Genomic DNA, 21,944 nt, shown 5'->3' with positions numbered 1-21,944 from the left:
ATCTCCCTCGTGCTGGTGCTTCAGAAAGATGGTGTTGTCGCGCGCACTCAATGCGCGCGAATCACTGCTCCTGGGCCGCTTCGGCCCGGGCAGTGCGAAGATCGAGGATTTCCTTCTCGAAGTCCTCGACGGACGAGAAGGACCTGTAGACGCTCGCGAAGCGCAGATAAGCGACCTCGTCGAGCTCGCGCAGGGGCCCCAGAATGGCCAGCCCCACCTCGTGGCTCGGGATTTCCGCACATCCCGTCGACCGGATCGACTCTTCCACCCGCTGTGCGAGCACCTGGAACGCGTCCTCGTCGACCGGGCGGCCCTGGCACGCCCTGCGCACGCCGACGACCACCTTGTCGCGGCTGAAGGGCTCCGTCACCCCGGAGCGCTTGACCACGGCGAGAACCGCTTCCTCGACCGTGGTGAACCTGCGGCTGCAGCTGTTGCAGGAGCGGCGACGACGGATCACCTGACCCTCGTCCACCTCACGGGAGTCGACCACCCGCGAGTCCGAATGGCGGCAGAACGGACACCGCACGCCACCTCACCCCTTCCCCCGCGCAGCATTCGTCGCAGTAACCACACTGGTCGGGTTACCCACAACCTGTGGACTACTTACAACGGTGCAACCACTAGATGTAGGGGTAGAACCTAGATCGACGCCTGCGGGGATGCAAGTCGACACGACGCGTCGGCCATCACCCGGTTGGCGGAACCGCGAATGATCAGCGGTGATTACGCAAAGACGCCCGCACATGACGCTGCGTTGGCGTCACTGCGGGCGTGTCGGACACAAGATGTGGGGGCGCCTTACGGCGTGACACCCATCTGCTGGAGGTAGAGCACCCCAAGGGCGACGACGGTCAGCGCGCTCAGCACGCCAACGGCGATGAGCTCCAGGGTGGACTCGCGCTTCGACCGGACGTCGCATGAGCTCGACTCGCGCGCGTCCGGGACGACAACCGGGTGCGGCTTGGTGGCGGGGCGCCTGGGCATGACGCGGGGACCCGAACGGAGTGGGCGGCCCGCTGCGACGTCCGCGTCCTCGACAACGCGCAACCGCTTCTCGACCAGAACCGCCATGACGCCCTCCATCGCAGGTCAAGCACCTTGATCGAACATGCGTTCTATCGAACGTCCGTGCGAATTTCTACCAGACCGCCTCTCGGGACGCCACAACACGCCGTCAAATACCTCGAACAGGTGTTTGATCTGCACAGCAAACACGACTACCGTCGGGCAGGAAGATCGACGGAGGCCGGAATCCCATTCGAACTGGGGGCGGCGAGGAGGACAGCGACCGTGGCAGGCAAGACGATCGACCCAGACCCCGCTCTTGTCGAGCCGGCGGTGAGTGAGATCGCGGGCAACGCCGGTCTGACCCTGCGGCAACGCAAGGTGCTCGACGTGATCCGCGACTGGGTCGACCGCTTCGGCTACCCGCCGAGCGTGCGGGAGATCGGTGAGGCCGTCGGCCTGACCTCGACCTCGTCGGTGGCCTACCAGCTGCGCGCGCTGGAGCGGAAGGGCTTCCTGCGCCGCGACCCGAACCGCCCGCGCGCGGTGGGGATGCTGCCCACCGAGATCGACGCCGGTCTCGACCCGATGTCCAAGCCGACGCCCGCGTACGTGCCGATGGTCGGCCGGATCGCGGCAGGTGGCCCGATCCTGGCCGAGGAGTCGATCGAGGACGTGTTCCCGCTGCCGCGCGAGATCGTCGGTGAGGGCGAGCTGTTCCTGCTGCGCGTCGTCGGCGACTCGATGATCGACGCCGCGATCACCGACGGCGACTGGGTCGTGATCCGCAAGCAGCCGACGGCCGACCAGGGCGAGATCGTGGCCGCCATGATCGACGGCGAGGCCACGGTGAAGACGTTCAAGCGCAAGGACGGCCACGTGTGGCTGATGCCGCACAACCCGGCCTACCAGCCGATCAACGGCGACGAGGCCACCATCCTCGGCAAGGTCGTCACCGTGCTGCGGCGGCTTCCCTAGCTGCTCGGGCTGTCTCCGCGGGCGCGTTTCTCCTTCTCGAAGAAGTCGAGCCACTTCTGCCGCGTGGCCTCCATGTCCACGACGACGAAGCTGAAGAACTGCCCCATGTCCTTGAGGCGTGCACCCACTGGCGTGCCGAGACCGAAGATCTCGGCACCGTCCAGTGCGGTGCGCGCCCAGGTGGAGTTGCGCTGGGCGCTCGACAGCCACGCCCGGTACCAGATGTCGTCGTCGAGGTAGTAGCGCATGCGCTTGCCGTCGCGCTCGGCGCGCAGCAGGTCGAGCTCCTGCAGGTGAGCGGTGGAGCGTGAGATCGTGCCCGGGCTGACCGACAGCCGCAGCACCAGCTCCGTCGCGGTCAGGCTGCCCCTGTCGCACATGAAGACCTCGGCGAGGATCCGCGCCGCCGTGCGCGTCAGCCCGGTCTGCCGGAACACCGCGACCAGCCGCAGGTGGAACTCCTGCACCTCGCCGGGGCTGCGGTCGAACGAGTAGGCCTCGTCGTCGACGTCCAGGTCGTCCACCGCTGGCATCCGGCGCATGGCCCGTTCGCTCGCGGCCCGGTGCGCGGCGCCCGGCAGGTAGTTGTTGTGGCCTCCGTTGCGCAGCACCTCGCGCTGGATCGTCGAGGCCGGCCTTTGCAACCGCCTGCCGATCTCGGAGTACCCCAGCCCGTCCCACAGCCATTGGGCGATGAGCTGCCGTTCCTCTTCATCCAGCCGTTTACCAGGCACGACCTCATCGTGCCTTGCCCTTCAAGCCATTGCAACGAGTCTTTTGACGACGTCCGCAAACGTTTTTAGCTTGAAGGGGAGAGAAACGGACTCGTTGCAAGGGGGAGCAATGCCGCTCAGTCCGATGACGTACCCGGACGGGCACGTCGGCTGGCGCGCGCACGACCACGCGAGCGTGCGTGCCGTGCTCGCGGACCACCGGTTCAGCATCCGGCCGGACCTGATGCACAACCCGCTCGGGCCGGGCAGTCCCGGTGACGCGCCGCCGTCGCCGCCCGGTGCGTTCACCGACCACGACCCGCCAGAGCACACCCGCTACCGCGGCCGGCTGACCGGGCAGTTCACCGTGCGGCGGATGCGGTTGCTCGCGCAACGGCTGGAGGAGATCACCGCGGCGCAGCTCGACGAGCTCGCGGGTGCGGGGTCGCCGGCGGACCTCGTCGAGCACGTCGCGTCGCCGGTGCCGGGGCTGATGATCTGCGAGCTGCTGGGCGTGCCCTACGAGCGGCGCGCCGAGTTCCAGCAGGACGCGGTGCTGCTGACCGGTGCCAGCGGCGCGGAGGCCGGTGAGGCCGAGGCGATGTTCGCGGCGTTCGAGCGGTTGCAGCGGTTCATGCTGGAGATGGTCGCGGCGAAGCGGGCTGCGCCGACCGACGACGTGCTCAGCGACCTGGTCAGCTCCGAGGCCGACGGCGGAGCTGCCGACCCGCTCTCCGACGACGAGATGGCCACGATGGGCATGGCGTTGCTCGGAGGTGGACTCGACACGACGACGAACATGCTGTCGCTCGGCACGCTGGAGCTGCTGCGCGACCGGGCACGGGTCGACGCGATGCTCGCCGGTCCCGACGCCGCAGTAGAGGAGCTGCTGCGATATATCAGTCTGACGCCGGTGACCGTGCGCACGGCGTTGGAGGACGTCGAGCTCGACGGCGTGCTCGTGCGCAAGGGCGACACCGTCAAGGTCGAGCTGGGCTCCGCGAACCGCGACCCGGCGCGCTACGCCGATCCCGACGTCCTCGACCTGGCTCGCGGCTCGGCGGGACATGTCGCGTTCGGGCACGGCATCCACCAGTGCATCGGGCAGCACCTGGCGCGGGTCGAGCTGAGGATCGCGTTCCCCGCGTTGTTCACGCGGTTCCCGAAGCTCCGGCTCGCCGTCGCGGAGGAGGAGCTGCCGCACCGCGCGAGCTTGGTGATCGGCGGTTTGGAGCGGCTGCCCGTCGCCTGGGACTGAGCAGCTGATACACCGGTTCTCAGGCTCGGCGGCGCAGGCGCAGGCCGACGACGAGAGCGACGACGAGCACGATGCCGCCGAGGCTCAGCGCGAGCGGCCAGTTCTGCCACGACGAGCTCGTCGCGGTCTCCGCCGGCGACGCCTGCGGCTGGTCCGCGGCGGGTGCCGGGGCCGTCGTCGTCGGCGGCGGAGCTGATTTCGCCAGAGCGGCGGCACCCGCGACCGCGCGGATCGGCGTGCCGGCGCCTTCCGAGGCGGAGAGCAGGGTGCCGTCGGGGTCGAAGGCGATGGCCTCGCCCTGCGGCTCGTTCGGCAGCGGCACGCGGACCGGGTCGCCGGACAGCGCCTTCACCAGGTCTCCGTCGGGGACCGGGTAGAGGTAGGCGTCGGTGTAGGTGCGCAGGGCGATGACGGAACCGTCGGCCGTCGACGCGGCACCCGTCACCAGGCGCGAGTCGAGGGTGCCCTCCAGCGGGCCGCCCGGCGTGTCGGTGGTCGACAGCGACACGCGCGCCACCTGCTCCAACGGCACCGATATATCAGTGCGCAGTGCCGCTGCCGGGCGGTAGACGAGCGCGGAGCCGAGCGGTTCCTTGGTGATGATGTACGGCGTACCGGACCTGTCGAGGAGCAACGCCTCGGCGTCGTGCTTGCCGTCCGGGTACGTGAGGCGGAACCGCTCCACGGCACCTGTCGGTGAGACCTTGTGCAGGGCGACCGTGGAGCGGGTCTTGCCGTTGTCGCCGGTGTCGGACGCCCACAGGGTGCCGTCCGGCGCCATCGCCAGGTCCTCGACGTCGTAGGGGTCGACGGCCGCGGTGATCGTGCGCTTCACGACGCAGTCGCGGCCCATGACCTGGATGCGCAGCGTCCCGTTGTCGCTGTCGCTGACGGCGTAGAACTGCTTGCCGTCGGACGTGAGCCCGGAGAGCTCCTGCATGGCTACCGGGCACACGTCCACCGGTGGAGGCGGGAGGATCAAGCAGGTGACCCGTTCGTCGCGAACTCCTCAAGCACACCCGCGAGGTCCGGGCGCACGCGAGCGCTGAGCAACGTGCCCGACTCGGTGTGCTTCTCGGACAGCACCTCGCCGTCGCGGTGCACGCGGGCGACGACCTCGCCGCGCGCGTACGGCACGTGCGCCTCGACCACGACCTCGGGCCGCGGCATCAGCTCGGCGACGCGGATCTTCAGCTCCTCGATGCCCACGCCCGAGTGCGCCGACACGAACGACGCGTCCGGGAACAGGTGCCGCAGCCGGGCCAGGCCCAGGTCGCCCACCGCGTCGATCTTGTTGACGACCAGCAGCTCGCGCGGCATGGGCACGTCGTTGCGCTCGTTGATCTCGGCGAGCACCTCGCGCACCGCCTTGACCTGGCTCTCCGGCATGGCGTCGGAGCCGTCGACCACGTGCACGAGCAGGTCGGCCTGGCCGACCTCCTCCAGCGTGGAGCGGAACGCCTCGACCAGCTGGTGCGGCAGGTGCCGGACGAAGCCGACCGTGTCGGTCAGCGTGTACGGCAGGCCCTCGGGCGTCAGCGCGCGGCGCGTCGTCGGGTCGAGGGTGGCGAACAGCGCGTCCTCCACCAGGACACCGGCGCCCGTCAGCGCGTTGAGCAGCGACGACTTGCCCGCGTTCGTGTACCCGGCGATGGCGACGCTCGGGATCTCGTTCGCGGTGCGGCGGCCCCGCTTGGTCTCGCGGATGACGCCGATCGCGGCGATCTCGCGGCGCAGCTTCGAGATGCGCGCGCGGATCCGGCGGCGGTCGGTCTCGATCTTGGTCTCACCGGGACCGCGCAGACCCACGCCGCCGTTGCCGCCGCCGGCACGACCACCGGCCTGCCGGGACAGCGACTCACCCCAGCCGCGCAGCCTCGGCATCAGGTACTGCAGCTGGGCCAGCTCGACCTGCGCCTTGCCCTCCTTGGACTGCGCGTGCTGCGCGAAGATGTCCAGGATGAGCGCGGTGCGGTCGATGACCTTGACCTTGAGCTTCTCCTCCAGCTGCCGCAGCTGGCCGGGCGAGAGCTCACCGTCGCAGATCACCGTGTCCGCGCCGGTCGCCTGCACCACGTCGCGCAGCTCGGAGACCTTGCCGGAGCCGATGTACGTCGCCGCGTCCGGTTTGTCACGCCGTTGCACGACGCCTTCGAGGACCTCGGAACCCGCGGTCTCGGCGAGGCGCGCGAGCTCGGCCATCGAGGCGTCGGAGTCGGCGGCCGTGCCCTCGGTCCACACCCCGACGAGCACGACCCGCTCCAGGCGGAGCTGCCGGTACTCGACCTCGGTGATGTCCTCGAGTTCGGTGGACAACCCCGCGACACGGCGCAGCGCGGCGCGTTCGGCGCGTTCGAAGTCGCCCGTGGAGAGGTTCTCCTCTTCCCACGTCGAGTCGAACTCCGGGTCGAACTCTGTGCTCTGGATGTTTTCCGTCATTTGCCCTTCATCGTCCCATGGACCGTCAGTCCCCCGGATACACCGCGAGGTAGATCGCCACACGGGGAACGTCCGGTCTGACCGGTTGCGCGGCCAGCTCATCCATCAACGCTGCGAGCCGCTGCTTTAGTTCCTCGGGGTCGACGGTGACGACCAGACGGCTCTGATCCACGTCACTGAGCCCGATGTCGGCGACCTCGCCGAGGAAAGCGTGCAACATCGCTTCGCCGACGGCCACCATGTTTTCGCTGTTGTCGAGCTCCCGTGACAATCCGGTCGACCGGTAGGGGATCTCCTTCGCGCCCCGGTTGCCCGCGCGCGGGGGCATCGCCTCCATGAACCCGGCGGCGACGAGCTTGCGCACGTGGTGCAGCGTCGTGGCGGGGTCCTTGCCGAGGCGCTGCGCCAGCTCCTTGTTGGTGAGGGGGCGTTCGAACGTCATGCGGATCATCCGCAGCCGCAGGTCGGAGCTGAGCGCGGCGGCCTCCTCGCTCGTCGCGGGACGCCGGTCCTTGTAGAGGGGCACAGGCGCAGTCTAAGTGATTGACAGTTTCCAATCACTGGGCGCAGACTCGCCGCCATGACGCTTTGGGGGCATCGGGACTTCCGCAGGCTGTGGGCCGGCGACACGATCAGCCAGTTCGGGTCGACGATCGGCCTGATGGTGATCCCGCTGCTCGCGGCGGGGGTGCTGAACGCGACTCCGTTCGAGATGGGCCTGCTGGCGGCGGCGGGCACGATGGCGTTCCTGCTGATCGGGCTGCCCGCGGGCGTGTGGGTCGACCGGGTGCGCCGCAAGCCGTTGATGATCGCGATGGACATCGCCCGCGCCGTGCTCATGCTCAGCGTGCCGGTGGCGTGGTGGCTGGGCGTGCTCGACCTGCCGCAGCTGGTCGTCGTGAGCCTGGCGGTGGGCGTGTGCACGGTGTTCTTCGACGTGGCCTACCAGTCGTACCTGCCGTCGCTGGTGGGGCGCGACCAGCTCGTCGAGGGCAACTCGAAGCTGCAGGCCAGCATGTCGGTCGCGGAGGTCTCGGGGCCCGCGATCGGCGGGTACGTCGCGCAGTTCCTCGGCGCCGCCAACGGCGTGCTCGCGACCGGTGTGGGCTACCTGAGCTCGGCGTTCTTCCTGTTCCGGATCTCGGCGGTGGAGCCGGTGCCGCACCGGCACGCCACACCGAACCTGCGCCGTGAGGTCATGGAGGGGCTGCGGTTCGTCTTCGGCAACGTGAACCTGCGCGCGATCGTGGCCTGCACCGGCACGTCGAACTTCTTCCACGGCGTCCAGAACGCCGTGCTGGTCCTCTTCCTGCTGAACGTCGCCGGGCTCAGCGAGGGCACCGCGGGGCTGGTGCTGAGCGCGGGCGGCGTCGGCGGCGTGGCCGGCGCGGCGGTGGCGTTCCGGCTGGGCACGGTGTTCGGGCAGGCCAGGATGATCTGGCTCGTGCCCGTGCTGACCTGGCCGTTCACCTTGGCGCTGCCGTTCGTCTCCGGCGGCTGGGGGCTCGTGCTGCCGATGGTGGGGCTCGCGATCTCGGTGTTCGGCGTCGTCGTCTACAACGTGGGCCAGGTGAGCTACCGGCAGGCGATCTGCCCCGACCACCTGCTGGGCCGGATGAACGCCTCGATCCGCTGGGTGGTGTGGGGTGCGACGCCGCTGGGCGCGCTCACCGGTGGTGCGCTCGGGTCGTGGATCGGCGTGGTGCCGACGCTGTGGGTCTCCTTGGTCGGCGCGGTGCTCGGGATGGTGTGGCTGCTGGTGTCGCCGCTGCGGTCTATGCGGGACCTGCCGGCCGCTACTAGCGTCGACGCCCATGGCTGACACGACGGTGCTGCGGGACGGTCTGCACTTCGGCGAGGGACCGCGGCGCGGCCCCGACGGTCGCCTGTACTACTCGGACTTCTACGCGGGCGAGGTGCACGCGCTCGACCTCGCGTCCGGTGCGGACGAGCTCGTCGTCGCCTTCGACGGCCAGCCGTCCGGGCTCGGCTGGCTGCCCGACGGCCGGCTGCTCGTCGTGTCGATGCTCGACCGCACCGTGCGGCGGCTGGAAGGCGACGACCTCGTCCTGCACGCCGATATATCGGATATCGCGAGCTACCACGCCAACGACATGCTCGTCGACGACGAGGGTCGCGCCTACGTGGGCAACTTCGGCTTCGACCTGCACGGGCTGATCGACGAGGTCGGCCTGCCGCGGTTGCTCGAACCGGACTTCGTCCCGCAGGGCGCGGCGCTCGCGCTGGTGCGGCCCGACGGGTCGGTCTCCGCCGCCGCCGAGGACCTCAAGTTCCCGAACGGCATGGCGCTGCTGCCCGACCCGACCGGTGAGTCGGAGAGCGGCAACATCCTCGTCGTCGCGGAGACCGTTGCGTTCAAGCTCACTTCGTTCGCGGTCGACCGCAACGGATCGTTGCACAACCGCGGGACGTGGGCGGAGGTGGCGGAGCTCGGCATCGCGCCCGACGGCATCGCCGGCGACGGGGACGGCGTGTGGGTGGCGCCGTCGGTGCAACCGGCGGTGTTCCGGGTGACCGAGGGCGGCACGGTCACGCACCGGGTGGAGACGACGCAGAACTGCTTCGCCGTCGCCGTCGTCGGCGACAAGCTCGTCTGCCTCACCGCACCCGACTCGCACCCGAACGTGGTCAGGGCGGAACGGCTCGGCCGGGTCGAGGTCTGCGACCTGAGGTGAACCGGAACTGATATATCGGATGTCGCCCTAGGCGAGAGCGTCCCACCACGACTTGTCGAGCTCACCGCGTGCCACGAACACCGCGGGACCGGTGAGCGTCGACGTCGTCGGCTCGATCGTGACGATGACCTGGCCGCCGAGGACGTCGACGGTGGCCGAGCCGGTCGTCCTGCCCTGACCGGCGAGCCACGACGCGACGGCCGCGACGGTGCCGGTGCCGCAGGAGCGGGTCTCGCCGACGCCGCGTTCGTGGACGCGCATCTTCAGCGCACCGCGGGTGGTGCCGCCGGAGCCGGCGTCGAGGACGTTGACCAGCTCGACGTTGACGCCGTGCGGGAACATCACCGGGTCGTGGCCGGGCGGGACGGTGAGGTCGAAGCCGTCGACCGGGACGTCGGTGACGCAGGCGAGGTGCGGGTTGCCGACGTCGACCGCGAAGCCGCCGATGCCGTGGCCGTCGACCGCGGCGATGGAGGTGCCGGTGACGCGCGCCGGGCCCATGTCGTTGGTGACCGAGCCGTCCGGGTGCGTGGTCACGGTCCGGTCCCCCGCCCGCGTGGCAACGACGAACGTGCCCTGCGGCTGGTGGCCCGCGTCGACCAGGTAGCGGGCGAAGACGCGCAGGCCGTTGCCGCACATCTCGGCGATGGAGCCGTCGGCGTTGCGGTAGTCCATGAACCACTGGCCGTCGGTCCGAACGACGCGCAGCACGCCGTCCGCGCCGAGGCCGCGCTGCCGGTCGCACAGCGCCTGCACGCGCGCCACCGTCAGGTCCAGCCGGTCGTCGAGGTCGGGCAGGACGACGAAGTCGTTCTCCGTGCCGTGCCCCTTCAGGAACTCCACGGCACCAGGTTACCGGCGGCCGCCACCAGGTCGGGGCGCGCACCGTCCAACCAGGTGATGCGCTGGTCGCGCCGGAACCAGGACCGCTGCCTGCGCACGAACCGGCGGGTGGCGCGCTTGGTCTCCTCGGCGGCGAAGTCGATCGTGCAGGCTCCGTCCATCGCGGACAGCACCTGCTGGTAGCCCAGCGCCCGCGAGGCGGTCCTGCCGTCGCGCAGGCCGAGCTTCACCAGCGCGCGGACCTCGTCCTCCAGGCCCGCCTCGAACATCAGGTCCACCCGCCGGTCCACGCGCGCGTCCAGTTCGGACACCTCGCGGTCAATGCCGATCTGGACGGTGCCGTAGCGGGCGGGACCGGGCTTGGGCAGGTTCGCCGAGAACGGCTGGCCGGTGAGCTCGATGACCTCCAGCGCGCGCACGATGCGGCGGCCGTTCGACGGCAGGATCGCGATCGCGGCGACCGGGTCCAGCTCCCGCAGGCGCCGGTGCAGCACCTCGGGGCCGGCCGAGGCGAGCTCGGCCTCGAACCGCTCGCGCACGGCGTCGTCGGTGCCGGGGAACTTCAGGTCGTCGAGCACGGCCTGCACGTACAGCCCCGAGCCGCCGACGAGGACCGGCGGGCGTCCGGCGGCCAGGAGGCGTTCGACCACGGCGCGGGTCTCGCGCTGGTAGGCGGCGACGGAGGCGGTCTCGGTCACGTCGAGCACGTCGAGCAGGTGGTGCGGGACGCCGCGGCGGTCGGCGAGGGGCATCTTGGCCGTGCCGATGTCCATGCCGCGGTAGAGCTGCAGGGCGTCGGCGTTGACGACCTCTCCCCCGAACCGCTCGGCGAGGGCGACGGCCAGGTCGGACTTGCCGGTCGCGGTGGGGCCGACGACGGCGATCGGACTGATCACGGGCGCTCCCAGACTGCGACGTGGTAGCCCACGCCGAACGGTGCGAAGAACTCGGCGCTCGCGCAGCGCCACGGACCGGGCACGCCGGCGAGGACCTGCCACGCCGCGCGGCCCTGCGCGCCCAGCTCGCGGGCGAGGCCGGGGTCGAGTGCGAGCAGGCCGGCGGTGTCCGCGGCGGCCAGCAGGCGGTGGACGTGCTCGTCGAACGGTCCCGAACGCTCGTCGTCCGAACCGGGTGAGCGCGGGCCGTGACGGGTGGAGCCGTCGCCGAGGACGAGCAGACCGCACTCCTCGTCCGCGAGCTGCCGTCCGAACGAGACGCAGTCGGCCGCGGACCAGCCGGGCGGGACGAGCTCAACGCGTGACACCTCGACCGCGCAGCGTTCCCTCAGCCACCCGGTGACCAGCACCGGCAGCGGCAGCCGGGGGTCGGCGGGAGCATCACCCCCGAGGGTCACCGGCACGTCGACCCCGTAGCCGAGAAAAGTTCCCGACAACGGCGGCCGGTACGTCGCCCGGCCACCGGCGTCGACCGCCACGGCGATCCACGGGCCAAGCAACTTCCCTGCCGCGGCAACGGTTGCGGCTCGCACGGGGGCGGTTTCTGCGGCGGCTCCGGCGACCAGTTCTGGCACCAGAAGCGGCGGGTGCGGCACCACCGCGGCACGGGTGATCACGACGAACCAGGCTACCTATCGTGGACTCCCAGTACCGAGTCGAGCCCTGACCTGTTTGAATGCGCGCGGGGAACTGGGGACGGGAGACCCTCCAGCGCCCGTATTGCATCGGCCCCGCCGCTGGCGGGGCGCTCGTGGCTGGCACGGGCGTCAGATGGGAGGAACCGGCGATGTCGGAGCAGGACAGCACACCGGAGACCGTCGCGGTCGCGACCGAGGTCGAGACCGTCACCGAGGTCGAGGGTGGAGTCGAGGAAACGCCGAAGGAGACCGCGGCGGCAACGCCTCCGGCCGTCCCCGTGGCGTCGGACCACCCTGACCGCTGGGGGCGCGTGGACGCCGACGGCACCGTTTACGTGAAGACCGAGGACGGCGAGCGCGCCGTCGGGTCGTGGCAGGCGGGCGAGCCGGTCGAGGGCCTCGCGCACTTCGCGCGCCGGTTCGACGACCTGCGCACCGAGGTCGAGCTGCTGGTGACGCGGCTCGCGTCCGGTGCCGGCGACCCGAAGCACGCCCTGACCAGCGCGAAGCACGTCAAGGAGCAGCTCGCCGAAGCCGCGGTGGTCGGCGACCTGAAGGCGCTGGCCGCCCGCGTCGAGCACGTGCTGGAGCGGGCCGAGGCGGGCATGGAGAAGGCGAAGGAGGCCAAGGAGGCCGCCCGCGCCCAGTCCGTCGCGCGCAAGCAGGCGCTGGTCGACGAGGCCGAGTCGATCGCGAACGAGTCGACCCAGTGGAAGGTCGCCGGCGACCGGCTGCGCCAGATCCTCGACGAGTGGAAGACCATCCGCGGCGTCGACCGCAAGACCGACGAGCAGCTGTGGCGCCGGTTCTCGAAGGCCCGTGACGCGTTCAACCGCCGTCGCGGCTCGCACTTCGCGGACCTCGACCGGCAGCGTTCGGTGGCGAAGTCCTCCAAGCAGTCCCTCGTCGAGGAGGCGGAGAAGCTCGTCGACTCCGACGACTGGGGTGCCACGGCCGGTCGCTACAAGGAGCTCATGGTCGAGTGGAAGGCCGCCGGGCGTGCGCCCAAGGAGGCCGACGACGCGCTGTGGCAGCGCTTCCGCGCCGCGCAGGACGCGTTCTTCCAGAAGCGCTCCGAGGCCTTCAGCGAGCGGGACGCCGAGTTCACGGCCAACGCGAAGCTGAAGGAGGAGCTGCTCGCCGAGGCCGAGACGATCGACCCGTCGGGCGACCTCGAGGCGGCCAGGGCACACCTGTACAAGATCCAGGAGCGCTGGGACGCCATCGGCAAGGTGCCGCGCGAGCGGATTCGCGAGCTCGAGGGCAAGCTGCGCTCGATCGAGGAGAGGGTGCGCGGCGCGGTCGACGCCCAGTGGCGTCGCTCCGACCCCGAGGCCGAGGCTCGCGTGGCGCAGTTCCGCGAGCGCGTGGAGCAGTTCGAGGCGCAGGCCGCCAAGGCCCGTGCCGCGGGCGACAAGCGCCGCACCGAGCAGGCCGAGGCGCAGGCCGCGCAGTGGCGTGAGTGGCTGGCCGCGGCTGAGCAGGCGCTGGCGACCCGCTAGTCAGGTTTGACGCACCGAGGGGCCCCTCCCGTGTGGGAGGGGCCCCTCGGTGCGTTCAGCGGGCAATTCGCCAGCGTTGGCTCACGTCGTCGAGGCACTCTCCCGGCCTCCGCGTTCACCTTCGAGGCAAGAGGAAGCCGGGACCGTGCACCCGCTCAGAGCTGCGGCGGGCGGGACGCGGCCATCCGCAGCCACTTCACCAGCAGCACCAGCACGGCGACGACGGCGATGGTCAGGCCGAGGCCCGGACCGGGGCCGATCGTCTTGTTGCTGGTGGTGGTCTGCTGGGTCCAGATCGACAGCACACCGGTGACCGACGCCGCGAACAGGCCCAGCGAGCACACCCACGCGAGCGTCCAGCGGCGCACGGCGAGCGTGAGGCCGGAGCCGACCACGCCGACGCCGAGGGCGAGGAACGCGAACAGGCGCGGCAGGAACGTCTCGGACTCGCCCAGCACGACCTGCAGGCCGGTGTGCTCGCCGACCCACGGCAGGATCAGCGAGACGAGCAGGGCGAGCACCGCGATGGAGATCGTCAGCGCTCCGGTGCCGGGGTCGATGCGGCGGGCGGCGGTGCGTTCCACCTCGTCGATCTCCCTGCGCAGGTACTCCTCGTCGCTCACTGGGCAGCACATCCCGACACGGCGACGGGCAGCGGGGCCGGCTTGCCGAACGACGGCAGGCCCAGGCCGACGCCCTGGGTCTTGGGCTTGAGGCCCGCCTCCGACCGGTCACCCGCCCTGGTGCGGCGCCACGACAGCGGTTCGCCGTCGGCGACCAGGTAGTGCGGGGCGGCATAGGTGACGACGGTCTCGACGACGTCGCCGGGGCGCGGGGCGGTGGTGCCGGGCGTGAAGTGCACGAGCCGGCCGTCGCGGGCGCGGCCGCTCATGCGGTGGGTCTCGGCGTCGCGCTTGCCCTCACCGGTGGCGACCAGAACCTCGACGGTGCGGCCGAGCTGCTCGGTGTTGAGCGAGTGGGTCATCTCGTTCTGCACCGCGACGAGGCGGTCGAAGCGTTCCTGCACGACGGCCTTCGGCAGCTGGTCGGGCAGGTCGGCGGCCGGGGTGCCGGGGCGCTTCGAGTACTGGAACGTGAACGCGGAGGAGAACCTGGCCCGGCGCACCACGTCGAGGGTGCCCTGGAAGTCCTCCTCGGTCTCGCCGGGGAAGCCCACGATGATGTCCGTGGTGATCGCGGCGTCCGGCATGGCTGCGCGGACCTTCTCGATGATGCCGAGGTACTTCTCGGTGCGGTACGAGCGGCGCATCGCCTTCAGCACCCGGTCCGAACCGGACTGCAGCGGCATGTGCAGCTGGTGGCACACGTTCGGCGTCTCGGCCATGGCGGCGATGACGTCGTCGGTGAAGTCCTTGGGGTGCGGCGAGGTGAAGCGCACCCGTTCGAGGCCGTCGATCTCGCCGCAGGCGCGCAGCAGCTTGCCGAACGCGAACCGGTCGCCGAACTCGACGCCGTAGGAGTTGACGTTCTGCCCCAGCAGCGTCACCTCCAGCACGCCCTCGTCGACCAGCGTCTGCACCTCGGCGAGCACGTCGCCGGGACGGCGGTCCTTCTCCTTGCCGCGCAACGACGGCACGATGCAGAACGTGCAGGTGTTGTTGCAGCCCACCGAGATCGACACCCAGCCCGAGTAGGCGGAGTCGCGGGCGGCCGGCAGCGCCGACGGGAACGTCTCCAGCGCGTCGAGGATCTCGACCTGCGCCTCCGAGTTGTGGCGGGCGCGTTCGAGCAGCACCGGCAGCGAGCCGATGTTGTGCGTGCCGAACACGACGTCCACCCACGGGGCGCGCCGCACGATCTCGCTGCGGTCCTTCTGCGCCAGGCAGCCGCCGACGGCGATCTGCATGCCGGGCTTGGCCGCCTTCTGCGGGGCCAGGTGCCCGAGGGTGCCGTAGAGCTTGTTGTCGGCGTTCTCGCGCACCGCGCAGGTGTTGAAGACGACGACGTCGGCCTGCTGGTCCTCAGCGGCCCGCTCGTACCCGGCGTCCTCCAGCAGACCGGCGAGCCGCTCGGAGTCGTGCACGTTCATCTGACACCCGAACGTGCGGATCTGGAAGGTCTTCTGAACCTGCACCGTGCTCACACCGACACGATAACGCCTGGTCAGCAGCCCCTCTCCGGCGGACCGGGCGCGCGGGCGCCCACGTCCGCCCTGACCAGGGGTTACCCGTTGACCACCGGTGAGCTGGTGAGACGGCTACCAACCTTTCGTCGGGTGCAGGCGGCGAACGTCCGCGTGGCACGATGCGCTGGTGCTGGGACGAGTGCATGCCGCCGTGAGCCTGCTGGCCGCCGCAACGGTCCTGACGGGCTGCAGCAGCACGCTCGAGGACGTCAAGATCACGATGGCGACCGGCCCGCAGGGCGGCGTCTACTACTCCCTGGGCAACGGCCTGGCCGACGCCTGGAGCGGGCGGCTGGGCATCGCGCGGCCGCAGGTCGTGGTGACGAACGGCTCGAAGGACAACGTGCTGCGCCTGGTCAACAACCAGGCGCAGGTCGGGTTCTCGCAGGCAGACGCCATCGAGGACGTGCCGGGCGGGTCGAAGCTGCGGGCGCTGGCCCGGATGCACGACGACTACCTGCAGGTGATCGTGCGGGCCGACCTGCCGGTGACGCGGTTCGCCGACCTGGCCGGGCTGCGGGTGTCGATCGGCGCCAGGGAGTCGGGTGTCGAGATCATCGCGAACAGCCTGCTGAAGGCGACGAACGTGAAGCCGCAGCAGCAGCTGAACCTCGGCCTGGACGCCTCGGCGGACGCGATGCGGGAGGGCAGGCTCGACGCGTTCTTCTGGTCCGGCGGCCTGCCGACCGGGAGCATCACGCGGCTCACCAGGGACCTCCAGGTGCGGATGCTCGACCTGAAGGACGTGCTGTCGTCGTTCCGCGAGCAGTACCCCGCCTACGGCTCGGCGACGCTGCCCGCGTCCATCTACAACCTGCCGTCCGGCCCGGTCATCACGCTCGTGGTGCGCAACTTCCTGCTCGTCACCGAATCCATGCCCGACGACGTGGCCGAGGCGCTGGTCCGGCAGTTGTTCGAGGCGCAGCCGGACCTGGTGAAGGCGCATTCGGCGGCGCGCACGATAGAGCAGCGGTCGGCGATCGAGACGTCGCCGGTGCAGCTGCACCCCGGTGCGGTCCGGTACTACCGCGACTTCAAGGTCTGAGCAGCAGCAACGCAGCTCCGCGATATCCAATATCCGATGTTCTAAATATTGGATATCGGATATCAGCTGCCCGTATATCGGATATCAGATGGCCGGTAGCTCGATCACGACCTTCAAGCCGCCGTCCTCTGGCGACTCCAGGCGGACGGTGCCGTTCACGCGTTCGACCACCAGCCGGACGATCGACAGCCCCAGACCGGAGCCGGGGACGTTCTGGTGGGCGGGGCTGCGCCAGAACCGGTCGGTCGCCCGGTCCAGCTCGTCGGGCTGCAACCCGGGGCCGTGGTCGGCCACCGACAGGCGGACGACGTCGCCTTCCTTGCGGACGTCGACGATGACGAGCGTGCCCTCCGGGGTGAACTTGAGGGCGTTGTCGAGCAGCGCGTCGAGCACCGTCTCGACGCCGCGCGGCGGGGCGAGGGCCATGCCGACGGGCTGGCCGTCGAGCACGAGGTGGACCTCCTTCGCGGCCGCGGCGGCCTGCCACGCGGATAGCCGGGCGGCCACGGACCTGTCGACGTCGACCGGCACCGGGTCCACCGAGCTCGACTCGGTGCGGGCCATGGCGAGCAGCTCGTCGAGGATGCGGTTGAGCCGGTCGGTCTCGCTCAGCGCCTCGACCTGGTGCACCTCGGCCTCGGCGTCGACGTGTCCCTCCAGGTTGGACAGTCGCAGCTTCAGCGCGGTCAACGGGTTGCGCAGCTGGTGCGAGGCGTCGGCGACGAAGGCGCGTTGCGCGGCGAGCACATCGCTGACGTTCGCGGCCATCTGGTCGAACGACCGGCTGAGCTGGCGCAGCTCCGGCGGACCGCTCTCGGCCCCCACCGGCGGCACCGGGCGGCCGGCCACGACGGCGGCGAGGAGCTTGCCGGTGGCGTCGTCGAGTGCCTGCACCGGGCGCAGCGTCCAGCGGACCACGGGCAGTGCCAGCAGCACCGCGAGCGCCAGCACCAGCAGGCTCGCCGCGAGCAGCAACGCCCACCAGGCCAGGATCTCGAAGCGGGTCTTCGACGTCGGCGAGAACGTGATCACCGCCCCGCGCACCTCGCCGTCGACCAGCACCGGCTCGGCGAGCACCACCTGGGTGTCGCTCCACGGCATGAAGAACGGCGGCGCCACCGGCAACCGGCCCGCCAGCGCCTTGCCGATCAGCTCCTGCACCGCCGGGTCGCCCAGCGCGAGGTCGTTGCGCGAGGCCACCAACGGCACCGTCGGCGCGTCACGGGCGACGACCGCGACGCCGATGCCGTAGATGTCGTCGTAGCGCTGGAGCTCGGGCAGCATCAGGTGCGGCCGGTCGTCGATCAGCGGTCCCTGCGCGAGCGAGGCGAACCGGCTGGTGTCGGTCAGCCGGTCGAGGAACATCTCCTGCTGCTCCGCGGTCGCCACGCCACGGCCCAGCGGCACGCCGAGACCGACGAGCACCAGCACGATCAGGGCGAGCACCACGCCCAGCAGTCGAGACCTCACGGTGGGTCACCCAACCGCGAGGGGACGCACCCGCGAAAGACGCGGCGACCCAGATCACACCAACTCACGCGCTCACGACACCTGACCCAGCCGGTACCCGACCCCGCGCACGGTCTCGAGCAGCGCGGGCCGGCCCAGCTTGGTGCGCAACGTCGCGACGTGCACGTCCAGTGTCCTGTTCGCACCCGACCACGTCCGTCCCCACACCTCGGCGAGGATCCGCTCCCGCGTGCACACCGCCCCGCCGGCCGCCATGACGAGCGCGAGCACCTGGAACTCCTTGCGCGAAAGAGCCACGGATTCACCCGCCACGGTGACCTCGTGGCGGCCCAGGTCGACGCGGACGTCGCCGGTCTCGAACACCTCCGTCGACGACGAGCCGGGCGCGACCGGGTCGGCACCGCGGCGGCGCCGCACCGCGTGCACCCGCGCGACCAGCTCCCCCACGTCGTAGGGCTTGACCAGGTAGTCGTCGGCCCCCGCGTGCAGGCCGAGGATGCGGTCGTCGATCTCCCCGCGGGCGGACACCACGATGATCGCCACGTCCGAGGCCGCTCTGATGGCACGGCACAGCGTCACGCCGTCCATGTCGGGCAGGCCCAGGTCGAGCAGCACCACGTCGACGCCCGCGAGACGGTCGAGGGTGCCGCGGCCGGTGGCCTGCCGGTCCACGTGGAAACCCCGTCTGGTCAGGGCCGGTACCAGCGCCTCCGCGACCCGGTCGTCGTCTTCGACCAGCAGCACGCGCACTTTCGCTACCTCCCGGGCAACCGATGTCTGCCTGTGACAGAGTTGAGACCCTAAGTCTTGCTCAATGCCCTGGACTGCTGTGGTGGCGGACACCTAGGTTTCCGCCAACGCCGACGACCCCTCATGGAGGACTGGATGACTGCCGCCTCTACCCCGCCGATGATCCGTGTGGCGGGTGTGGACAAGTTCTTCGGCCCGCTGCACGTGCTCAAGAACGTGCAGCTGGAGGTGCCGAAGGGGCAGGTCGTGGTCGTGCTCGGGCCGTCGGGTTCCGGCAAGTCGACCCTGTGCAGGACCATCAACCGCCTCGAACCGATCGACTCCGGTGTCATCGAGGTGGACGGCCAGCCGCTTCCCGCGGAGGGCAAGGAACTGGCTCGCCTGCGTGCCGACGTGGGCATGGTGTTCCAGTCCTTCAACCTCTTCGCGCACAAGACCATCGTCGAGAACGTGATGCTCGCGCCGGTCAAGGTGCGCAAGACCCCGGCCGCGGAGGCCCGCAGGACCGCGATGGAACTGCTCGAGCGCGTCGGCATCGCGAACCAGGCCGACAAGTTCCCGGCTCAGCTCTCCGGTGGTCAGCAGCAGCGCGCGGCGATCGCCCGTGCGCTCGCGATGAAGCCGAAGGTGATGCTGTTCGACGAGCCGACCTCCGCTTTGGACCCCGAGATGGTCCAGGAGGTGCTCGACGTCATGACCGGCCTCGCGAAGGACGGCATGACGATGCTCGTGGTCACCCACGAGATGGGCTTCGCCCGCAAGGCCGCAGACCGGGTGATCTTCATGTCCGACGGTGAAGTCGTCGAGGATTCCACCCCGGAAGAGTTCTTCTCGGCCCCGAAGTCCAACCGCGCGAAGGACTTCCTTGGCAAGATCCTGACTCACTAGTAGTCAGCTCACTTTTCGAACGAATGGCAGGAGAAGGACGATGAGGGTTCGCGCCCTTACGGCGGTACTGCTGGCGGGTGGCCTCGCCCTGACCGCGTGTGGCAAGGAAGGCACCGGCACCGACACGGCGGCGGCACCCGCCGGCGTCTTCGAGGTGGCCAAGGACGTCAAGGTCGAGGGCTCGCCGACGTTCGACAAGATCAAGTCGCGTGGTTCGCTGGTGGTCGGCGTCAAGGAGGACCAGCCGGGTCTGGGCTTCAAGGACCCGACGACCAACAAGTACACCGGCTTCGACATCGACATGGCGAAGCTGATCGCAGCGCAGCTGGGCTTCGACCCCGCGTCGAAGGTCGAGTTCAAGACGATCCAGTCGGCCGCCCGCGAGCAGGCGATCATCAACGGGGACATCGACTACTACGTCGGCACGTACTCGATCACCGCCGCCCGCAAGGAGAAGGTGTCCTTCGCCGGCCCGTACTACATCGCGGGCCAGGACCTGCTGGTGAAGAAGGACAACTCCGCCATCACCGGTCCGGACACCATCAAGGACAAGAAGGTCTGCTCGGTCACGGGCGCGACGCCGGCCAAGAAGCTGCGCGAGGACAAGCTGGTCCAGCCCGACACCAACGTGGTCGAGCTGCAGAGCTACTCGCTGTGCGTCACGAAGCTGCTCGACGGTGAGATCGACGCGGTCAGCACCGACGACGCGATCCTCAAGGGCTACGCGGCCGCCGAGCCGGACAAGCTGAAGGTCGTCGGCAAGACGTTCTCCACGGAGAAGTACGGCATCGGCCTGCCGAAGGACGACAAGGCGCTGCGCGACAAGGTCAACGAGATCCTCGAGAAGTCGCTGTCCGACGGCAAGTGGGACGACATCTACAAGAACACGCTGGGCAAGTCGGGCTCTGAGGGCAAGCACCCGACCCTCGAGAAGTACTGACGTTCCTCTGTGGCCGGTGGACTCGCACGGCGGGTTCACCGGCCGTTCCATTGACGACGGACGACGGCAAGGAAATCGATGGGCGTCCTCACCCGCAATCTCGACCTCTTCGTGGCTCACTTCGGGGAAACGCTGCGGCTGTTCGCGTTCTCCGCGGTGATCTCACTGCTGGCCGGTGTCTTCCTGGCCATGCTGCGCGTCAGCCCCGTCCCGGTGTTCCGCGGGGTCGGCACGCTGTACGTCACGGTGGTGCGCAACACCCCGCTGACCCTGGTGTTCGTGTTCTTCGTGTTCGCGTACCCGTACCTGGAGATCATCAAGTTCGAGTTCTTCACCGCCGCTGTCGTGGCGCTGTCGATCTACACCTCGGCGTTCGTCTGCGAGGTGGTCCGGTCGGGCATCAACACGGTGCCGGTCGGCCAGGCTGAGGCGTCCAGGGCGCTGGGGCTCACGTTCACCCAGATGCTCGGCAGCATCGTGCTGCCGCAGGCCATGCGGTCGGTCGTCCCGCCGATGGTGAGCACGTTCATCGCCCTGCTGAAGAACACCACCGTCGCGGCGGGCTTCTCGGTCCGGGAGGCGGGTGCCATCCGCGACGCGCTGTCGGAGGCCGGTGAGAGCACGCTGGTCGGCATGCTGTGGGTCGCCGGCATCTTCGTCCTGCTGGTCCTGCCGCTGACGTTCCTGCAGCGGGTTCTCGAAAAGCGCTGGAGCGTGGCCCGATGACCACCGTCCTCTTCGACGTCCCCGGCCCGCGGGCCAGGGTCCGGCACCGGCTGCTCGCGGTCGTCGGCATCGCCGCGATCGTCGCGTTCCTCGGCTACGTGATCTGGCGCTTCATCGACACCGGCCAGTTCGAGGGCCGCAAGTGGAGCTGGATCGAGTACAAGCAGATCCAGATCTCGCTGGTCGAGGCACTCGGCCGCACGCTCAGCGCGTTCGCGGTCGGCGCGGCGCTCGCGCTCGTGTTCGGTGCGGTCTTCGCCGCGGCCCGGCTGTCGGACCACCGGTGGGTCAGCGCTCCCGCCGCCGTGGTCGTCGAGCTGTTCCGGGCGATCCCGCTCGTCATCATGATGTTCTTCTTCTACTACGGCCTGCCGGCGACGGGCGTGAAGCTCACCGCCTTCACGTCCGTGGTGCTGAGCCTCATGCTGTACAACGGCTCGGTGCTCGCCGAGGTGTTCCGCGCGGGCATCAACTCGCTGCCCAAGGGGCAGGCGGAGGCCGCGTACGCGCTGGGCATGCGCAAGACGCAGGTGATGGTGTTCGTGCTGCTGCCGCAGGCGTTGCGGGCGATGATGCCGACCATCATCAGCCAGCTCGTCGTGCTGCTGAAGGACACCGCGCTCGGCTTCCTCATCACGTTCGAGGAGCTGCTGTACTGGGGCCGTCAGATCGGTGGTCAGCTGCAGTTCGGCCGTCCGCTGATCCCGACGATGATCGTGGTCGCGGCCACCTACATCGGACTGTGCCTGTTGCTGACGTGGTTCGCGAACTACCTGGAGAAGCGCAACCGCCGCAACAAGAAGGTCATTGCGCTGGAGAACGACAAGGCGGAGCTGGTGGTCATCGGGAACGACCACCAGGCTTGACGCCGGGCTGACCGGAACGGGGCGTGTCCACTTCGGACGCGCCCCGTTCGCGTCTCCGCGAGCCGGGGCTGGTCAGGCCGCG

General features: G+C 69.9%; 23 protein-coding genes. 10 read left to right on the top strand and 13 right to left on the bottom strand.

Features of this window, described 5'->3' with window-relative positions:
• Window positions 1-61: 61 nt before the first annotated feature.
• Together nrdR and ACZ7CD_RS36700 are read right to left on the bottom strand one after the other, a co-directional pair.
• Entirely contained in the window at window positions 62-529 is a 468-nt protein-coding gene (nrdR, locus tag ACZ7CD_RS36705) for a transcriptional regulator NrdR (protein WP_065913411.1), read from the bottom strand.
• Between the two features lie 272 nt (window positions 530-801).
• The gene (locus tag ACZ7CD_RS36700; RefSeq protein WP_470375965.1) at window positions 802-1,074 is read right to left on the bottom strand and encodes a hypothetical protein; all 273 of its coding nucleotides are present in this window, start codon (window positions 1,072-1,074) and stop codon (window positions 802-804) included.
• A 234-nt stretch (window positions 1,075-1,308) separates the two neighbouring features.
• On the opposite strand from ACZ7CD_RS36700, the gene lexA reads away from it, so the two are divergent.
• Entirely contained in the window at window positions 1,309-1,986 is a 678-nt protein-coding gene (gene lexA, locus ACZ7CD_RS36695; RefSeq protein WP_360398604.1) for a transcriptional repressor LexA, read from the top strand.
• Here lexA and ACZ7CD_RS36690 read toward each other — a convergent pair.
• Window positions 1,983-2,720: a GbsR/MarR family transcriptional regulator gene (locus ACZ7CD_RS36690; RefSeq protein WP_470380697.1), complete on the bottom strand. Its 738-nt coding sequence runs from the start codon at window positions 2,718-2,720 to the stop codon at window positions 1,983-1,985. The genes lexA and ACZ7CD_RS36690 overlap by 4 nt on opposite strands.
• 109 nt (window positions 2,721-2,829) lie before the next feature.
• Between ACZ7CD_RS36690 and ACZ7CD_RS36685 the strand changes: the two genes are divergently transcribed.
• On the top strand, window positions 2,830-3,957 hold the full coding sequence (locus ACZ7CD_RS36685; RefSeq protein ID WP_470380696.1) for a cytochrome P450: 1,128 nt from the start codon (window positions 2,830-2,832) through the stop codon (window positions 3,955-3,957).
• Window positions 3,958-3,976: 19 nt separating this feature from the next.
• Here ACZ7CD_RS36685 and ACZ7CD_RS36680 read toward each other — a convergent pair whose 3' ends face one another.
• From ACZ7CD_RS36680 to ACZ7CD_RS36670, 3 genes are read right to left on the bottom strand one after another with little or no spacing between them, the layout of a single operon-like run.
• Window positions 3,977-4,897 carry an SdiA-regulated/phytase-like domain-containing protein gene (locus tag ACZ7CD_RS36680; RefSeq protein WP_470380695.1) on the bottom strand — a complete coding sequence of 307 codons (921 nt, stop codon included), beginning with the start codon at window positions 4,895-4,897 and terminating at the stop codon, window positions 3,977-3,979.
• Window positions 4,898-4,935: 38 nt separating this feature from the next.
• Window positions 4,936-6,396, bottom strand: a complete 1,461-nt coding sequence (gene hflX / locus ACZ7CD_RS36675; RefSeq protein WP_470380694.1) for a GTPase HflX — start codon at window positions 6,394-6,396, stop codon at window positions 4,936-4,938.
• Window positions 6,397-6,421: 25 nt separating this feature from the next.
• Window positions 6,422-6,922, bottom strand: a complete 501-nt coding sequence (locus tag ACZ7CD_RS36670) for an ArsR/SmtB family transcription factor (protein ID WP_360398462.1) — start codon at window positions 6,920-6,922, stop codon at window positions 6,422-6,424.
• 54 nt (window positions 6,923-6,976) lie between these two features.
• Here ACZ7CD_RS36670 and ACZ7CD_RS36665 point away from each other — a divergent pair, with 54 nt between their 5' ends.
• Window positions 6,977-8,218, top strand: coding sequence for an MFS transporter (locus ACZ7CD_RS36665; protein WP_470380693.1), 1,242 nt, complete (start codon window positions 6,977-6,979; stop codon window positions 8,216-8,218).
• Entirely contained in the window at window positions 8,211-9,092 is an 882-nt protein-coding gene (locus ACZ7CD_RS36660; protein WP_470380692.1) for an SMP-30/gluconolactonase/LRE family protein, read from the top strand. Before ACZ7CD_RS36665 ends, ACZ7CD_RS36660 begins: the two co-directional genes overlap by 8 nt.
• Before the next feature lie 27 nt (window positions 9,093-9,119).
• Here ACZ7CD_RS36660 and dapF read toward each other — a convergent pair whose 3' ends face one another.
• Genes dapF through ACZ7CD_RS36645 form a run of 3 tightly spaced genes read right to left on the bottom strand, consistent with a single transcriptional unit; the run spans window position 9,120 to window position 11,508 of the window.
• A complete protein-coding gene (dapF, locus tag ACZ7CD_RS36655; protein ID WP_360398468.1) occupies window positions 9,120-9,935 on the bottom strand; it encodes a diaminopimelate epimerase in 816 nt (271 codons plus the stop codon).
• Window positions 9,923-10,831, bottom strand: a complete 909-nt coding sequence (gene miaA, locus ACZ7CD_RS36650) for a tRNA (adenosine(37)-N6)-dimethylallyltransferase MiaA (protein WP_470372221.1) — start codon at window positions 10,829-10,831, stop codon at window positions 9,923-9,925. The genes dapF and miaA overlap by 13 nt, the downstream gene beginning before the upstream one ends.
• Window positions 10,828-11,508, bottom strand: coding sequence for a class III extradiol dioxygenase subunit B-like domain-containing protein (locus tag ACZ7CD_RS36645; protein WP_470380691.1), 681 nt, complete (start codon window positions 11,506-11,508; stop codon window positions 10,828-10,830). The genes miaA and ACZ7CD_RS36645 overlap by 4 nt, the downstream gene beginning before the upstream one ends.
• A gap of 170 nt (window positions 11,509-11,678) precedes the next feature.
• Between ACZ7CD_RS36645 and ACZ7CD_RS36640 the strand changes: the two genes are divergently transcribed.
• The gene (locus ACZ7CD_RS36640; protein ID WP_360398474.1) at window positions 11,679-13,031 is read left to right on the top strand and encodes a DUF349 domain-containing protein; all 1,353 of its coding nucleotides are present in this window, start codon (window positions 11,679-11,681) and stop codon (window positions 13,029-13,031) included.
• Between the two features lie 155 nt (window positions 13,032-13,186).
• Here the strand turns inward: ACZ7CD_RS36640 and ACZ7CD_RS36635 are convergent, their stop codons facing one another.
• Entirely contained in the window at window positions 13,187-13,654 is a 468-nt protein-coding gene (locus ACZ7CD_RS36635; RefSeq protein ID WP_360398476.1) for an Rv2732c family membrane protein, read from the bottom strand.
• Complete coding sequence (gene miaB / locus ACZ7CD_RS36630; RefSeq protein WP_470372219.1) at window positions 13,651-15,135, bottom strand: tRNA (N6-isopentenyl adenosine(37)-C2)-methylthiotransferase MiaB; 1,485 nt, start codon at window positions 15,133-15,135, stop codon at window positions 13,651-13,653. The genes ACZ7CD_RS36635 and miaB overlap by 4 nt, the downstream gene beginning before the upstream one ends.
• A gap of 169 nt (window positions 15,136-15,304) precedes the next feature.
• Between miaB and ACZ7CD_RS36625 the strand changes: the two genes are divergently transcribed.
• Entirely contained in the window at window positions 15,305-16,222 is a 918-nt protein-coding gene (locus tag ACZ7CD_RS36625) for a TAXI family TRAP transporter solute-binding subunit (RefSeq protein WP_360398478.1), read from the top strand.
• An 84-nt stretch (window positions 16,223-16,306) separates the two neighbouring features.
• Here ACZ7CD_RS36625 and ACZ7CD_RS36620 read toward each other — a convergent pair whose 3' ends face one another.
• Both ACZ7CD_RS36620 and ACZ7CD_RS36615 read right to left on the bottom strand, forming a co-directional pair.
• Window positions 16,307-17,692 (bottom strand): sensor histidine kinase, encoded by a 1,386-nt coding sequence (locus ACZ7CD_RS36620; RefSeq protein WP_360398480.1) that lies wholly within the window; start codon window positions 17,690-17,692, stop codon window positions 16,307-16,309.
• A gap of 72 nt (window positions 17,693-17,764) precedes the next feature.
• The gene (locus tag ACZ7CD_RS36615; protein ID WP_065913426.1) at window positions 17,765-18,442 is read right to left on the bottom strand and encodes a response regulator transcription factor; all 678 of its coding nucleotides are present in this window, start codon (window positions 18,440-18,442) and stop codon (window positions 17,765-17,767) included.
• A gap of 159 nt (window positions 18,443-18,601) precedes the next feature.
• Here ACZ7CD_RS36615 and ACZ7CD_RS36610 point away from each other — a divergent pair, with 159 nt between their 5' ends.
• From ACZ7CD_RS36610 to ACZ7CD_RS36595, 4 genes are all read left to right on the top strand, one after another.
• Window positions 18,602-19,330 (top strand): amino acid ABC transporter ATP-binding protein, encoded by a 729-nt coding sequence (locus ACZ7CD_RS36610; RefSeq protein ID WP_360398608.1) that lies wholly within the window; start codon window positions 18,602-18,604, stop codon window positions 19,328-19,330.
• 40 nt (window positions 19,331-19,370) lie between these two features.
• Complete coding sequence (locus ACZ7CD_RS36605; protein WP_360398482.1) at window positions 19,371-20,270, top strand: glutamate ABC transporter substrate-binding protein; 900 nt, start codon at window positions 19,371-19,373, stop codon at window positions 20,268-20,270.
• A 78-nt stretch (window positions 20,271-20,348) separates the two neighbouring features.
• Entirely contained in the window at window positions 20,349-20,996 is a 648-nt protein-coding gene (locus ACZ7CD_RS36600; RefSeq protein WP_360398484.1) for an amino acid ABC transporter permease, read from the top strand.
• Window positions 20,993-21,862: an amino acid ABC transporter permease gene (locus tag ACZ7CD_RS36595; protein ID WP_360398486.1), complete on the top strand. Its 870-nt coding sequence runs from the start codon at window positions 20,993-20,995 to the stop codon at window positions 21,860-21,862. The genes ACZ7CD_RS36600 and ACZ7CD_RS36595 overlap by 4 nt, the downstream gene beginning before the upstream one ends.
• The last annotated feature ends 82 nt before the right edge of the window (window positions 21,863-21,944 follow it).

This window comes from Lentzea sp. NPDC036949 (assembly GCF_055608075.1).
Note: the sequence above shows the minus strand (reverse complement) of the source record. Positions and strands in the feature narration are given on the sequence as shown.

Excerpts from the sequence above, each read along its gene's own strand:
- ACZ7CD_RS36700 (WP_470375965.1), bottom strand. The coding sequence starts at position 1,074 with ATGGCGGTTCTGGTCGAGAAGCGGTTGCGCGTTGTCGAGGACGCGGAC.
- ACZ7CD_RS36685 (WP_470380696.1), top strand. The coding sequence starts at position 2,830 with ATGCCGCTCAGTCCGATGACGTACCCGGACGGGCACGTCGGCTGGCGC.
- ACZ7CD_RS36680 (WP_470380695.1), bottom strand. The coding sequence starts at position 4,897 with ATGCAGGAGCTCTCCGGGCTCACGTCCGACGGCAAGCAGTTCTACGCC.
- hflX (WP_470380694.1), bottom strand. The coding sequence starts at position 6,396 with ATGACGGAAAACATCCAGAGCACAGAGTTCGACCCGGAGTTCGACTCG.
- ACZ7CD_RS36665 (WP_470380693.1), top strand. The coding sequence starts at position 6,977 with ATGACGCTTTGGGGGCATCGGGACTTCCGCAGGCTGTGGGCCGGCGAC.
- ACZ7CD_RS36660 (WP_470380692.1), top strand. The coding sequence starts at position 8,211 with ATGGCTGACACGACGGTGCTGCGGGACGGTCTGCACTTCGGCGAGGGA.
- ACZ7CD_RS36640 (WP_360398474.1), top strand. The coding sequence starts at position 11,679 with ATGTCGGAGCAGGACAGCACACCGGAGACCGTCGCGGTCGCGACCGAG.
- ACZ7CD_RS36610 (WP_360398608.1), top strand. The coding sequence starts at position 18,602 with ATGATCCGTGTGGCGGGTGTGGACAAGTTCTTCGGCCCGCTGCACGTG.
- ACZ7CD_RS36605 (WP_360398482.1), top strand. The coding sequence starts at position 19,371 with ATGAGGGTTCGCGCCCTTACGGCGGTACTGCTGGCGGGTGGCCTCGCC.
- ACZ7CD_RS36600 (WP_360398484.1), top strand. The coding sequence starts at position 20,349 with ATGGGCGTCCTCACCCGCAATCTCGACCTCTTCGTGGCTCACTTCGGG.
- ACZ7CD_RS36595 (WP_360398486.1), top strand. The coding sequence starts at position 20,993 with ATGACCACCGTCCTCTTCGACGTCCCCGGCCCGCGGGCCAGGGTCCGG.